Below are 13,157 nucleotides of genomic sequence, written 5' to 3' on the forward strand. Positions count from 1 at the left end.
GGTGTCAGGAAACCTTGAGCTTCTCGATCGATGAGTCGTCGGCAACCTTGTCGAAGATGCCCTGGACTGCCTTGGTCAGGCCCTTGACGTCGAGGTCACCGGAGAGGAACGAGTTCCACACGACCAGCTCGTCGGCGTTGGTGCCGTAGTAGTCGTAGAACTGGTAGTTGAAGGTGTTCTCACCGGCGGCGTCGAGCATCGCGCTCTGCGACTTCAGCGCCGCGGAGCCGAACCCGTCGGCAGGGATGGTGTCCTTGACGATGGTCGGCGCGAGCTTAGTCTTGGCGAAGTTGGTCGCGGCCTCCTTCGACAGCATGGCGCGGAGGATCTCCTTGCCGCCGGCCGGGTTCTTCGCCTTGCTCGGGACGATGAACGCCTCACCGGCCGCGGCACGGACGGCCTCGTACGGCAGCGACGGGCTGTCGCTGAGGACGAACTCCGGGATGCCGGTCATCTCGAAGCCCTCCTTGGTGGCGTCCTTCATCTCGTTCTCGATCCAGCCGCCGCTCGGGTAGAGGAGCGCCTGCTGGTCGTTGGACCACTTCGCCTGCGCGGCGGTGAACTGGGTGCCGGCGCCGCCGGGGACGAACATGTCCTGCTTCACCATCTCGCCGAGCTTCTCCAGGATGCCCTGGATGACCGGGTTCGACCAGGCGCCCTTCTCGAGGTTCTCCAGCGCGAGGCGTACCTCGTCGCCGCCCTCCTTGGCCGCCGAGTCGATCACCAGGGTGCGGTAGTAGGTCGCCGCCTCCTTGCCCCAGACCCAGAGGTACTTCTTCTTGGCCTTGGCCTTGGCACCGAGGTCGAGCGCCTCGTCCCAGGTCTTCGGCGCGGTCCAGCCGTTCTCCTGGAAGAGCGAGTTGGAGTACCACACGCCGTAGAGGGTCATGACGTAGTTGATCGCCACGAACCGGTCGCTGTAGGTGCCGGGGTCCTTCACGTTCGGGTAGAGGGTGTCCTCGATCTTGACGCCCTCGTAGCTCTCGGCCGCGAAGACGTCGTCGAGCTCCTCGAGCTGGGCGGCGATCGAGCTGAAGCCGATCAGGTCGGCACCCGAGTTGTCGATCAGGTCCGGAGGCGTGCCGCCGACGAAGCGCGGCTGCAGCTCCGTGGCGATCTTGGTCGTGGCGCTGACCTTGAGGTCGGCGTCGGCGAACTCCTTGCCGACCACGCCTGCGGCGAACTCGACGTAGTCGTAGCCGTAGCCACCGTCGAAGATCACTGCGTCGACGGTGCCGTCCTTGGGCATGCCGAACGGGTTGGACGCGGACTTGGTGCCACCGCCGGAGTTGTCGCTGTCGCTACCGGGCGCGCCACACGCGGCGAGCGCTCCAGAGAACGACACGAGCGCCGCGCCGGCGAGGGTGCCGCGCAGAAGAGTCCGGCGATCGAGCCGGTGAAGCTGCTGGGACATCGTGCTGCCTTCTTTCGGGTGGATTCCTCGTTACTTCTTCTTTACGGGTGTTCAGGCCATGCTTCCGATGCGTTCGCCGTAGCGAGCCTTCAACGCATCGTTGTGCTCATCGCCACCCGGGATGTTGGCGGAGAGGTAGAGGGGCGGGGTCTCGCCCGTCTCCTCGATCCTCGCGGCGGTGGCGAGGGTCAGGAGCTGGGCGATGTAGGCCGCCGTGATGGATGAGACGGCGCCGGCGAGCACGCCGCCGTCACCGACCGGGACGGTGGCATCGCCGAACGGAGCCAGGTTGTCGATCACCACGTCGGCGATCTCGGCCAGGCGCTTGCCGCTGGGGTGCTTGGGGGTGACCGCGTTGGTGTGCTCGAGGCTGGTCACCGCGATCACCGTGTGGCCCTCCTCCTTCGCGCGCAGCGCGATGCCGACGATGGAGCCGTTGACACCGGAGTTGGACGCGATCAGGAAGACGTCCTCGGGGTGGAACTCGTGGAGCTCCCAGAGCTCGTTGGCGATGTTGGTGTCACGCTCGAGGAGGCCGCCCTTGAGATCGCTCGCCGGCCGGTCGCCCTTGAGGACCGTGTCGCGCAGAGCGATGGCGTGGGTGGGGATCAGACCACCGGCCCGCCCGGCGATCTCCATAGCGAACGCCTGCGAGTGGCCGGTGCCGAACGCCTGCAGCACACCGCCGTTGCGGATGCTGCCGACCATCGCCTCGACCGCCTCGTCGAGGCCACCGGATTGCGCCATCGACTGCAGCTCGGACAGGCGTGTGCGAACCTGCTCATCGAAGGCTCCGAACACGTCTCTGGTCAATTAGTCCACCCACCTAGCAAACTCCGGCCGCGACCGTATGTCGAGGCCTGCGCTCGAAAACTATTTGGAGAGAGTACGCCTGGCAATGGTTTTCTGTTACGAAACGGTGTCAATGAATGACAACTATCTGGGACTCGACGCGGGAGGCACCAGCACTCGCGCCGTCGTGGTCTCCTCCGACGGACATTGCGGAGGCGTCGGAAAGGCCGGCAGCGGCAACCCGACCTCCGCCGGAATCGACGCTGCCACGACGGCGATCAGGGACGCGGTCACCCAGGCCGTGACCTCCGCAAATGCCGGCCGGCTCGCTGGCGCGGCCCTGGCGGTGGCGGGTGCGGCCGACCCCGGCCATCGGGCCGCGATCGTGGCCGCCCTCTCCGATCTGGTCGCGGTGGAGCCGGTCTTCGACTTCGATGTGCTCGCTGCGTACTTCTCGGGGACGGCGGCGCCAGACGGCTATGTGCTGCTCTCTGGCACGGGAGCGTCGGCGGTGCGGGTCGAAGACGGCCGGCTCGCGGGGATCTCGGACGGACTGGGCTGGCTGCTCGGGGACGTCGGCTCGGGCTTCTGGCTGGGCCGGGAGGTCGTACGTGCCGGGCTGGCGCCGCTCGACGGGCGCGGCGCTTCGACGCTGCTGACCGGCCTGCTGCTGGACCGGCTCGGCACGATCCGGGACGAACTGCCACAAGGCGGACGGACCGGGACCCTCGTCGCGGCGACGGCGGCGCTCTACGCGATGCCGCCGCTCCGGCTGGCCGACTTCGCCTCGCTCGTCTTCACCGCGGCGGGTGCCGGCGACGAGGTCGCCGCGAGCATCCTCGACCGGGCGGCCGCAGGGCTGGCGGAGACGCTGGCGGCGGTGCGTACGCCTGATGTCGAGGGACCGTTGGTCGCAGCTGGGAGCGTCCTGGCCCGGCAGCCCGACTTCGCCGCCCGGGTCGCTCCCGGGGCTGTCGTCGCCACCGACGGCCTGGCCGGAGCGGCCGTGCTGGCGCTGCGGCATGCGGGCGTGCTCGTCGACGACGTCGTGTACCGCCGAGTAACCTCTTCGCTCGCTCAGCTCACCGAGGTGTGACAATCGTTACGACGGGCGGCCGGAGTCTGGGCGAGATGGCCTCCCCTAGCATGTCCATGCATTCACGATGGAGGAGTTCTCGTTGAGCAAGCCACTGACAAAGGTCCTGATCGCCAACCGTGGTGAGATCGCTGTGCGAGTGATCCGTGCGTGCAAGGACGCCGGGATCGGCTCGGTAGCGATCTATGCGGACCCCGACCGTGACGCGCTGTTCGTACGCCTGGCCGACGAGGCCTACTCCCTCGGTGGAGCCACCCCCGCAGAGTCCTACCTCTCCATCGAGAAGATCCTCGACGTCGCCCGCCAGTCCGGTGCGGACTCGGTCCACCCCGGCTACGGGTTCCTGGCCGAGAACGCCGACTTCGCCACCGCCGTGATCGAGGCGGGTCTGACCTGGATCGGCCCCTCGCCGGAGGCCATCGACGCCCTGGGTGACAAGGCCAAGGCCAAGCAGATCGCGTTGAAGGCGGGCGCCCCGCTGGCGCCGGGCCTCAAGGACCCGGTCAAGGACGCCACCGAGATCGTCTCCTTCGCGAAGGAGTACGGCCTCCCGGTCGCGATCAAGGCCGTCTTCGGTGGCGGCGGGCGTGGCCTGAAGGTCGCCCGGACCCTGGAGGAGATCCCCGACCTCTACGAATCCGCCGTCCGTGAGGCCGTGGGCGCCTTCGGGCGTGGTGAGTGTCTGGTGGAGAAGTTCCTCGACAAACCCCGCCACGTCGAGACCCAGTGCCTGGCCGACACCCACGGCAACGTCGTGGTCGTCTCCACCCGCGACTGCTCCCTACAGCGCCGCCACCAGAAACTGGTCGAGGAAGCCCCCGCACCCTTCCTGTCCGAGGAGCAGAACAAACGCCTCTACGAATCCTCCAAGGCCATCCTGCGCGAGGCCGGCTACGTCGGCGCCGGCACGTGTGAGTTCCTCGTCGCCGCCGACGGCACCATCTCCTTCCTCGAGGTCAACACCCGCCTCCAGGTCGAACACTGCGTCTCCGAGGAAGTCACCGGCATCGACCTGGTCCGCGAGATGTTCCGCATCGCCGCCGGCGAAGAACTCGGCTATGACGACCCCGAGGTCCGCGGCCACTCCATCGAGTTCCGCATCAACGCCGAAGACGGCGGCAACAACTTCATGCCCGCCCCCGGCACCCTCACCCAATGGGCACCCCCCGCCGGACCCGGGGTCCGCCTCGACGGGGGTTATGAGAAGGGGGAGACCATCCCGGGCGCCTTCGACTCGTTGATCGCCAAGCTGATCGTCTCCGGCCGCGACCGCACCCAAGCCCTCGAACGCTCACGCCGTGCGCTGGAGGAGTTCCAGGTCGACGGGATGCCCACCGTGATCCCCTTCCACCAGGCCGTGGTCACCGACCCCGCCTACACCGCCGCCAACGGCTCCTTCGAGGTCTACACCACCTGGATCGAGACCGACTTCGACAACCAGATCACCCCCTACGCCGGTGCCGCCGGTGAACCCGCCGAAGACAGCGAGCGACAGACCGTCGTCGTCGAGGTCGGCGGCAAACGCCTCAACGTCTCCCTACCCGCCGGACTCGGCGGCCTCACCACCGGCAGCGGCGCGGCGGCGAAGAAGCCCAAGCGGTCCGCGAAGAAGGCCGGCGCGGCCGCCTCCGGTGACTCGGTCACCTCACCGATGCAGGGCACCATCGTCAAGATCGCCGTCGAAGAAGGCCAGGAGGTCGCCGAGGGCGACGTCGTCGTGGTCATCGAAGCCATGAAGATGGAACAACCCCTCAAGGCCCACAAGACCGGCACCATCACCGGCCTCAACGCCACCGTCGGAGAGACCGTCGCCAACGGCGCGGTCATCGCCGAGATCAAGTAGTTGGTCGAGGGCTGGTTCCTTCATCAAGGTATGCAGCCGAAGGCGCACATCCCCAGCGGAGTTCCGCTGGGGATGTGCGCCTTTTCCTGCGCACCTTGACGGAGGATCACAACCCGAGCTCGTCGGCCAGCGTGGCCAGATGGAGCTCGAAGAGCGCGGCGGGGTCGCCGAAGCTGTCGGGGCCGAACTGGCCGAAGACCTCGAAGCTGACCCTGCCGAAGAGGCTCGTCCAGACGAGTACGCCGCGGGTGAGGTAGGCGTCGGGCAGATCGAGGCCGAGCTGGTCACGGATGCCTTGGAGCCCCATCGCGAGAGCGGGTGAGATCTCCCCCGGCTCCTCGGGCACGCTCAGCCGACCGGCCGCCATCGCGCCGGCGGCCAGGCGCAGCATCGTGGTCGGGACGCGGGTGCCGGGCACGCTGGTCCGCTCGTCCGGCGCGGCATAACCGGGAACGGGCGACCCGAAGAGCAGGGCGTACGTCGCCGGCTCTGCGAGCGCCCAGGTCCTGACCGCGCGCCCGAGCTCCACGAACTGGGCTCGGTAGTCGTCCTCGGGGGCCGAGGCGACGGCGGCGTCGGCGGCGTCGCCCAGCTCGTCGTACCCGGAGACGAGGAGCAGGGTCAGCAGCTCGTCGCGGTTCTTCACGTAGCGGTAGACCGCCGAGGAGACCACCCCGAGATCGCGGGCGACCGCGCGCAGCGAGAGCGCGGCGGCACCGTGGATCGCCAGGTGCTCGCGGCCGATCCGGACGATCTCGTCCATGGTCTGCGCCCGCGCCCGTTCGCGTGGGGTGCCGTCTCGTGAGGTGGCTGTCATGACGCCATCGTGACCCGATTCGGAGAGCGCTGTCAACAAAAGTGAGCACTGCTCTTGCATTTGTCGAAGACTCGCGCCAGACTCATTCCGAGAGCACTGCTCTCAGAACCTCACCCTCAGGAGACAGCCATGAACAGCACCTACCTCGTCATCGGCGCCGGCCCCGTCGGCGCGACGATCGCCCAGCAGCTCGCCGCCCGCGGGGATCGCGTACGCCTCCTCACCCGCTCCGGCAGCGGCCCGGTGCACGCGAGCATCGAGCGGCTTCGGGGCGACGCCACCGATCTCGACACCGTCACCCAGGCGGCCGTCGGCGTGAGCGCCGTCTTCCACTGCATGCACGGCAGCGCCTATGCCGCCGGCACCTGGCGCGACGAGCTCCCGCGGGCCGAGAAGATCGTGCTCGAGGCCGCCGGAAGGGCCGGTGCCGTGGTCGTCTTCCCGGAGAGCCTCTACGCCTACGGCCACGTCACCGGGCCGATGACCGAGCAGACGCCGCGGAACGCCGACTTCGGCAAGCCCGCGGTGCGGGTCGAGCTGCTCCGCGCCCGCGACGCCTCCCCGACCCCGACGATCAGCGTTGCGGCCTCGGACTTCTACGGTCCGCTGGTGCGCAACGCCCACGCCGGCGAACGCATGGTCCCGACGGTCCTCGCCGGCCGCACCATGCGCGTCCTCGGCGACCCGGACGCACCGCACTCCTGGACGTACGTCCCCGACCTGGGCGCCGCGATGATCAAGGCGGCCGACGAGAAGACCCTGTGGGACACCTTCCTGCACGCGCCCACCGCACCCGCGGTCTCGCAGCGTGCCCTCGTCCAGCTCTATGCCGACGTGGCCGGGGTCCCCGCACCCCGGGTCGGCCGCATCCCCACCTGGACGATGAAGGCGATCGGCACCGTGCATGCCGGCACCCGGGAGCTGGCCGAGATGGTCTACCAGTTCGACAAGCCGTTCGTGCTGGACTCCTCGGCCAGCGAGTCCCTTCTCGGCCTGGTTCCCACCCCGCTCGAGACCGGGGCCAAGGCGACGGTGGACTGGTGGCGTACGCAGGCCTGATCCCGGCAGGGCTGGAGCTACCGGGCGCTCCAGCCGCCGTCGATGGCCCACGAGGCGCCGGAGACCATCGAGGCGTCCGGGCCGGTGAGCCAGCCGACCAGGGAGCCGACCTCGTCCGGCTCGACCAGCCGCTTCACCGCCACGTCCTGCAGCAGCACCTGCTCGACGACCTCGGAGGCCGGGACACCGTGCACCTCGGCCTGGTCGGCGATCTGCTTCTCCACCAGCGGCGTACGCACGTAGCCCGGGTTGATGCAGACGCTGGTCACCCCGTGCGGGCCGCCCTCGAGGGCGGTGACCTTCGAGAGTCCCTCCAGGCCGTGCTTGGCCGAGACGTAGGCGCTCTTGAAGGGGGAGGCGACCAGGCCGTGCACGGAGGAGATGTTGACGATGCGGCCCCAGCCGTTGGCGTACATGTGCGGCAAGGCGGCTCTGACCAGCAGGAACGGCGCGACCAGCATGATCGAGTGGATCCTGCGGAAGTCGTCGGGGTCGAACTTCTCGATCGGGCTGACCCGCTGGATGCCGGCGTTGTTGACCAGGATGTCGACCTCCAGGGTGAGGTCGTCCAGCTCCTCGGTTGCGGTCAGGTCCACCACCCACGCCTCGCCGCCGATCTCCTCGGCGAGGGCATGGGCGGCGTCGCCGGCCACGTCGGCGACGACGACCCGCGCACCACGGGCGGCGAGCTCGCGGGCCACCGCCGCACCGATCCCCGAGGCGCCGCCGGTGACCAGGGCGCGGCGGCCCCGCAGCGTACGTCCGGACTCGGCCGGCGCGGGCGGGGCCGTCGTCGCTGAGCTCACGCCGGGGTCACCTCGCGCTCGGCACGCTCGGCGTCGGCACGGTCCAGGGCCCGAAGCGAGGCGCCCCGGGTCTCCTTGAGGGTGAGCACGACCAGACCGGTGATGATGCCGGCGACGGCGAGGTAGATCGCGGTGTTGGTCCAGGTGCCGGTGTCCTTGAGCCAGGCGATGGCCAGCAGCGGCGCCAGCGAGCCGGCGAAGATCGAGGTCACCTGGTAGGAGATCGAGATGCCGGAGTAGCGCATCCGGGTCGGGAACATCTCGGCCATGATCGCGGGCTGCGTGGAGTACATCAGCGCGTGGATGGCCAGACCGGCGATGAGCGCCGCCACGATCGCGAGGTTGTTCTTGGTGTCGAGCATCGGGAACGCCCAGAAGCCCCAGGTCGCGCCGAGCACCGCACCCACCAGGTAGACCGGCTTGCGACCCACGCCATCGGCGATCCGGCCGACGGCGAGGATGAAGAAGAAGTGGCAGGCGTGCGCGACCGCGATCAGGCCGAGCAGGGCGCCCTGGTCCATCTTCTGGTCCTCGACCAGATAGACGATCGAGAAGGACACCACCAGGTAGTACATGATGTTCTCCGCGAACCGCAGGCCCATGCCCTTGAGCACGCCCAGCGGGTAGCGGCGAAGCACCTCGAAGACGCCGTAACCGGTCGAGGCGGACTCGGTCTGCTCCGCCTTCGCCTCCTCGAAGATCGGCGAGTCGGTCACCGAGCGGCGGATGAAGTAGCCGACGACGACCACCACGGCCGAGAGCCAGAACGCGACCCGCCAGCCCCACGCCAGGAACGCGGCGTCGGAGAGCGTGATGGTCATCAGGGTGAGCACCAGCGTGGCGAGCAGGTTGCCCACCGGCACCGCCGCCTGCGGCCAGGCGGCCCAGGTCGCCCGCCTATCGTCGGGGGCGTGCTCGGCGACCAGCAGGACGGCGCCGCCCCACTCACCGCCCAGGGCGAGCCCCTGCACGAACCGCAGCACCACCAGCGCGATCGGCGCGGCGAGGCCGATCTGGTTGTACGTCGGCAGGCAGCCCATCAGGACGGTGGCGACACCGATCAGCATGATGGTCAGCTGCAGCGTGTACTTGCGGCCGAGGCGGTCGCCGATGTGGCCGAAGACGACGCCGCCCAGCGGGCGGGCGACGAACCCGATGGCGTACGTCACGAAGGCGGCGATGATCGCGTCGTAGGCGTTGCCGGTGGCCGGCATGATCACCTTGGCGAAGACCAGCGCCGAGGCGGTGGCGTAGAGGAAGAAGTCGTACCACTCCACGACCGTGCCGGCCATGGAGGCCGCCACGGTCCTGCGGAGCAGGCTCTGGTCGTTGGGGGCGGCGGTGGCGCCCGGCTGTGTCGAGGACATGGCTGGGAGTGTGACAGCGATCACGATGTGCTCGCAACGCGCATGTTGGCACACGGCGTGAACGCAAATGCACATTCACCGATAGGGTGGCCCGATGGCCACCTCCCCGTCGACGCCGCCCTCCGCCGACCAGCTGCTGGTGCTGCTGGAGGTGGCGCGCAGCGGCCGCTTCACCACCGCCGCCCGCTCACTGGGCCTGACCCACACGACGGTCAGCCGCAACATCTCCGCCCTCGAGCGCGCCCTCGGCGGCCGGGTCCTGGTGCGCGGCTCCGACGGCTGGGCGCTGACCGCTCTCGGTGAGCGCGCGGCGCGCGCCGCCGAGGGAGTCGCCGAGTCGCTGGCCCGGCTGGCTGCCGACGAACCGGCCGACCCGGTGGCCGGCGTGGTCCGGATGTCGACGACCGACGGGTTCGCTGCGTACATCGCCTCGCCCGCGGTCGCCGTGCTGCGGCAGGACCACCCCGAGCTCTCGGTCGAGATCGTCACCGTGACCCGGCAGGCGGCACAGCACCGCTCCGGCGTCGACATCGAGGTGGTGGTCGGCGAGCCCGCGGTGAACCGCGGCCGGGCGATGCACCTGGGTGAGTACGAGCTCGGCCTCTACGCCTCCCCCGGCTATCTGGAGCGCCACGGCGCCCCCGACACGATCGAGGAGGCCGTGCGCCACCGCCTGGTCTACTTCGTCGACTCGATGCTCCAGGTCGACGACCTCGACATCCCGCGGCGGCTGCTGCCGGGCATCCGCGACGCGGTCACCTCCACGAACGTGTTCGTGCACGTCGAGGCGACCCGGGCCGGAGCCGGTCTGGGCCTGCTGCCCTGCTTCATGGCCGACCGTCACCCCGACCTCGTCCGGCTGATCCACGAGGACATCCATCAGCGGCTGCCCTACTGGGCGGTCGTGCATCCCGAGTCCTGGCGCCGGCCTGCCGTGGCCGCCGTCGTGGGCGGTCTGCGGGAGCAGATGGACGAGCAGCGAGGTGCCCTGATCGGCCGGTGACGCCCGCGGATTCGTTGGTACCGGCGAGGCGTCGGATGCCCGATCCTGGCCCCATGCTCCGCCGTTCCCCCGACCATCAGCGACAATTCACGGGTGCCACATTCGACTCGGGCAGCCGCTACGCGGCTGGTGGCATTCTTCGTGGCCGGGATGCGACTGGCGACCCTCGCGCAGATGGCACCGTCGCTGCTGACGGCGATGCCCGCGCTCTCCCGCGTCGACCACCCGTGGCTGACTGGAGCCAGCTGGATTCTCGCCACCGTCATGCTCGTCGCGATCGCTGCGATCACCCTGGTCACCCGGCGCCCGCCGGGGGTGACGTACGCCGTGCTCGACGTCGCCGTGGCCGTTGCGCTGCTGATCGTGGGGCTGTGGACGGTCCCTGTGGAGCTGCGTACGGGCACCTGGGTGGGGTTCCAGCTGGGCTATGCGCTGTGCGTGTCCTGCGGACTCTCGGCCGTACGCTCGCGGTGGCTGTGGATGTTCCTGCTCGCCTCGCTGGCGGTCGCCGAGGTGGTCTACATCGCGCCGACCGTGGACGGCTGGGCCGACCTCACCGGTGCGCTGAGCACCTGCCTGACGCTGCTGGTGCTCGGGCCGCTGGCCTGGTTCGGCTGTCAGACGATCGTGCGGATCGGGACGGAGGCCGATGAGGCGCGGCGCTATGCCGCCGAGGCCGCGAAGGCCGAGGAGGAGCGTCGTGCCCGGCTCGCGATCCACAACGGCACCGCGATGATGCGGCTGCTGGTGGAGACCGACACCGCCGACGGCAACGGCGCGCTGCGGTCGCAGGCCGAGGTCGAGCTCAACCGGATGCGCGCCTATCTGAGCGGCCAGACCCCGCCGCCGGTGAGCGAGGCGACCAACCTGGCCGCGGTTGTCACCGCCGTCGGCGCGGAGTTCGACGATCTCCCGATCACGGTGGTCGCCGACCTCGCCCAGGACGTCGCGCTCCCGCGCGGTCTCGCCGACGACCTGGCCGCCGCGCTGCGCAGCCTGCTCCTCAACGTACGTCAGCACGCGCGGGCGGCTCGGGTCGTCCTGCATGCCGCCGAGGACGAGGACGGCACCGGCTGGGAGGTCACCCTGCACGACGACGGCATCGGCTTCGACACCTCCGCGACCGACTTCGGGGTCGGGCTGCGGGAGGTGGTCGTCGAGCAGCTCGCGCGCTCGGGCGTCGACGTCCGGATCAACAGCATCCGCGACCTCGGCACCACGGTCACGCTCGCGCAGACGACCGCCGCGGAGGTGCCGTGATGTCTGCCGTGACCTCCGGGCCGCGCTTCAGCCACGTGGACGACGCGACGGCGATGCGCGCCTCGCTGAGCCTGCTCCTGCCCGATCTCACCTTCGTGTCCAGCCACGAGAACGTCGAGGACCTGCTGACGGCGATGCCGGAGGCCGACGTGGTGATCCTCGACCTCCACCTCGCCAACACCGGCCAGCCCGACGCCTCACAGGGCACCACGGCCATCCGGCGCATCGTCGAGGCCGGCTACCGGGTCTGCGTCTACTCCCAGGAGGAGCGCCGGTTCGTGCTCGCGGCCTGCCTCGCGGCCGGGGCGACCGGCGTGGTCTCGAAGTCGGCCTCCCTCGCCGAGGCGGCGACCGCGTTCCGCGCGGTCGCCGCCGGCGAGCCGGTGATCCCCCCGGGCATCACCGGACTCATCGAGGTGCTCGTACGCCGCCGCAGCATCACCGTCCTCACCCCGCGCCAGCGCGAGGTCCTCGCCCATCGCGCCCGCGGGCTGACGTACGCCGAGATGAGCCGGTCGATGTATCTGTCCGAGTCGACCTTGCGCGGCTACTGGATGGAGCTGGCCCAGCTGGTCTCGGAGTATCTGCGCGAGACCTCGCCCGGCGACATCGAGCACGCCCTCGGGCTACGCCCGGGGGACCTGCTCGACCTCTGGCCAGGGTGACCCCCTAGCTGCTGATCCCGCTCCACTTCCACGAACCGTCGGTGCCGACCCGGGTCGAGGCGGAGAAGGTCGTGCTGTGCCCGATCCCGCTGCTCTGGCGGATGCGCACCGCGTTGCCGGTGGTCGGGTTGATCAGGACGATGTCCTTGGCCGCGACCGCGCCGTCGGCGTCGTAGCAGTTGTGCACCGACATGGAGCGCCAGCCGGTGCCGAGGCTGCGAACGACGTACTTCTTCGCCTCCGCCGGGCGGTCGGGACGTACGACGATCTGCTCGAGCTTGTTGGTGCTCGGGTTGATCGAGTAGAGGAGGTTGTACATCACGCCGTTGTGGCTCGTCCACACGCCTGCGACGGTCGTGGTGCTCGGCAGGGTGACCGGCAGGTTCGTGACCGTGCCGAGGCGGGTGCCCGCGCTGGAGTACGAGAGCGCGGTCTGCTGAACGACGCCGGACGTCGTGACGCTGTAGACCGCCGTCGTCGGGCCGTTCACGACCTTCTTGGGGCTCCAGCCGGTCACCGCGGAGCCGTTGGAGCGGTAGAGCTGCGTGGCCTTCGTCTCGGTCAGCACGGACTGCCCGTTGGTCCCGCCGATGGTCACGGTGCGGCCGGTGCCGTCGGTGCCGGGCACGATGTAGCTGGTCTTCCAGGTGGTCTCGTCACCGGCTCCGCCGATCTCGATCCACGCCCGCGGCGACCAGGTGACGGTGCCGGCGCTGCGGTAGTTGCTGGTCACCGTGCTGTTCTTGATGCCGCGCTTGCGGATGTAGCCACCGGCCTTGCCGTTGATCGAGCCGGAGCAGTTCACGGTGCCTGCCGCGGCCGCCGGTGAGCTCGCCGCTCCGAGCGCCGTGAGCGATCCGGCCAGCAGGGCCGTGCCCGCGATCGCGACCAGAGCTGAACGACGCTGTCGAGTCTTGATCTTCATGCCGCCGAGGGTATGGTCCGCGACCCGTCTAGCGGTCCCAACGAATCCGCACACTTCACGACTTCTTAACGTCCACTAACTGGGCGAAATCGTCCCATAACCTGGACGAC

12 protein-coding genes are annotated in these 13,157 nt (G+C 69.6%); 6 read left to right on the forward strand and 6 right to left on the reverse strand.

What is annotated here, in order from left to right; translation table 11 throughout:
• Positions 1–4: 4 nt before the first annotated feature.
• Both ngcE and OH802_RS29000 read right to left on the reverse strand, forming a co-directional pair.
• On the reverse strand, positions 5–1,414 hold the full coding sequence (ngcE, locus tag OH802_RS28995) for an N-acetylglucosamine/diacetylchitobiose ABC transporter substrate-binding protein (RefSeq protein ID WP_406023813.1): 1,410 nt from the start codon (positions 1,412–1,414) through the stop codon (positions 5–7).
• 51 nt (positions 1,415–1,465) lie between these two features.
• Positions 1,466–2,161: an SIS domain-containing protein gene (locus OH802_RS29000; protein WP_406023814.1), complete on the reverse strand. Its 696-nt coding sequence runs from the start codon at positions 2,159–2,161 to the stop codon at positions 1,466–1,468.
• 178 nt (positions 2,162–2,339) lie between these two features.
• Here OH802_RS29000 and OH802_RS29005 point away from each other — a divergent pair, with 178 nt between their 5' ends.
• Together OH802_RS29005 and OH802_RS29010 are read left to right on the forward strand one after the other, a co-directional pair.
• Positions 2,340–3,302: an N-acetylglucosamine kinase gene (locus tag OH802_RS29005; RefSeq protein WP_406023815.1), complete on the forward strand. Its 963-nt coding sequence runs from the start codon at positions 2,340–2,342 to the stop codon at positions 3,300–3,302.
• Positions 3,303–3,396: 94 nt separating this feature from the next.
• The gene (locus OH802_RS29010; protein ID WP_406029433.1) at positions 3,397–5,145 is read left to right on the forward strand and encodes an acetyl/propionyl/methylcrotonyl-CoA carboxylase subunit alpha; all 1,749 of its coding nucleotides are present in this window, start codon (positions 3,397–3,399) and stop codon (positions 5,143–5,145) included.
• A 106-nt stretch (positions 5,146–5,251) separates the two neighbouring features.
• Here the strand turns inward: OH802_RS29010 and OH802_RS29015 are convergent, their stop codons facing one another.
• Positions 5,252–5,962 carry a TetR/AcrR family transcriptional regulator gene (locus OH802_RS29015; protein WP_406023816.1) on the reverse strand — a complete coding sequence of 237 codons (711 nt, stop codon included), beginning with the start codon at positions 5,960–5,962 and terminating at the stop codon, positions 5,252–5,254.
• A gap of 129 nt (positions 5,963–6,091) precedes the next feature.
• On the opposite strand from OH802_RS29015, the gene OH802_RS29020 reads away from it, so the two are divergent.
• Positions 6,092–7,021, forward strand: a complete 930-nt coding sequence (locus OH802_RS29020) for an NAD-dependent epimerase/dehydratase family protein (protein ID WP_406023817.1) — start codon at positions 6,092–6,094, stop codon at positions 7,019–7,021.
• Between the two features lie 17 nt (positions 7,022–7,038).
• Here the strand turns inward: OH802_RS29020 and OH802_RS29025 are convergent, their stop codons facing one another.
• Together OH802_RS29025 and OH802_RS29030 are read right to left on the reverse strand one after the other, a co-directional pair.
• Entirely contained in the window at positions 7,039–7,827 is a 789-nt protein-coding gene (locus tag OH802_RS29025; RefSeq protein WP_406023818.1) for a 3-hydroxybutyrate dehydrogenase, read from the reverse strand.
• Positions 7,824–9,194 (reverse strand): MFS transporter, encoded by a 1,371-nt coding sequence (locus tag OH802_RS29030; RefSeq protein WP_406023819.1) that lies wholly within the window; start codon positions 9,192–9,194, stop codon positions 7,824–7,826. The genes OH802_RS29025 and OH802_RS29030 overlap by 4 nt, the downstream gene beginning before the upstream one ends.
• Before the next feature lie 94 nt (positions 9,195–9,288).
• Here OH802_RS29030 and OH802_RS29035 point away from each other — a divergent pair, with 94 nt between their 5' ends.
• From OH802_RS29035 to OH802_RS29045, 3 genes are all read left to right on the forward strand, one after another.
• Positions 9,289–10,197: a LysR family transcriptional regulator gene (locus tag OH802_RS29035; RefSeq protein WP_406023820.1), complete on the forward strand. Its 909-nt coding sequence runs from the start codon at positions 9,289–9,291 to the stop codon at positions 10,195–10,197.
• A gap of 93 nt (positions 10,198–10,290) precedes the next feature.
• The gene (locus OH802_RS29040; RefSeq protein ID WP_406023821.1) at positions 10,291–11,457 is read left to right on the forward strand and encodes a hypothetical protein; all 1,167 of its coding nucleotides are present in this window, start codon (positions 10,291–10,293) and stop codon (positions 11,455–11,457) included.
• The gene (locus tag OH802_RS29045) at positions 11,457–12,122 is read left to right on the forward strand and encodes a response regulator (RefSeq protein WP_406023822.1); all 666 of its coding nucleotides are present in this window, start codon (positions 11,457–11,459) and stop codon (positions 12,120–12,122) included. Before OH802_RS29040 ends, OH802_RS29045 begins: the two co-directional genes overlap by 1 nt.
• Positions 12,123–12,126: 4 nt before the next feature.
• Here OH802_RS29045 and OH802_RS29050 read toward each other — a convergent pair whose 3' ends face one another.
• Positions 12,127–13,047 (reverse strand): hypothetical protein, encoded by a 921-nt coding sequence (locus OH802_RS29050; RefSeq protein WP_406023823.1) that lies wholly within the window; start codon positions 13,045–13,047, stop codon positions 12,127–12,129.
• Between the last annotated feature and the right edge of the window lie 110 nt (positions 13,048–13,157).

This window comes from Nocardioides sp. NBC_00850, assembly GCF_045207335.1.
GTDB lineage: Bacteria > Actinomycetota > Actinomycetes > Propionibacteriales > Nocardioidaceae > Nocardioides.

Excerpts from the sequence above, each read along its gene's own strand:
- ngcE (WP_406023813.1), bottom strand. The coding sequence starts at position 1,414 with ATGTCCCAGCAGCTTCACCGGCTCGATCGCCGGACTCTTCTGCGCGGC.
- OH802_RS29000 (WP_406023814.1), bottom strand. The coding sequence starts at position 2,161 with ATGGCGCAATCCGGTGGCCTCGACGAGGCGGTCGAGGCGATGGTCGGC.
- OH802_RS29005 (WP_406023815.1), top strand. The coding sequence starts at position 2,340 with ATGAATGACAACTATCTGGGACTCGACGCGGGAGGCACCAGCACTCGC.
- OH802_RS29015 (WP_406023816.1), bottom strand. The coding sequence starts at position 5,962 with ATGACAGCCACCTCACGAGACGGCACCCCACGCGAACGGGCGCGGGCG.
- OH802_RS29020 (WP_406023817.1), top strand. The coding sequence starts at position 6,092 with ATGAACAGCACCTACCTCGTCATCGGCGCCGGCCCCGTCGGCGCGACG.
- OH802_RS29030 (WP_406023819.1), bottom strand. The coding sequence starts at position 9,194 with ATGTCCTCGACACAGCCGGGCGCCACCGCCGCCCCCAACGACCAGAGC.
- OH802_RS29035 (WP_406023820.1), top strand. The coding sequence starts at position 9,289 with ATGGCCACCTCCCCGTCGACGCCGCCCTCCGCCGACCAGCTGCTGGTG.
- OH802_RS29045 (WP_406023822.1), top strand. The coding sequence starts at position 11,457 with ATGTCTGCCGTGACCTCCGGGCCGCGCTTCAGCCACGTGGACGACGCG.
- OH802_RS29050 (WP_406023823.1), bottom strand. The coding sequence starts at position 13,047 with ATGAAGATCAAGACTCGACAGCGTCGTTCAGCTCTGGTCGCGATCGCG.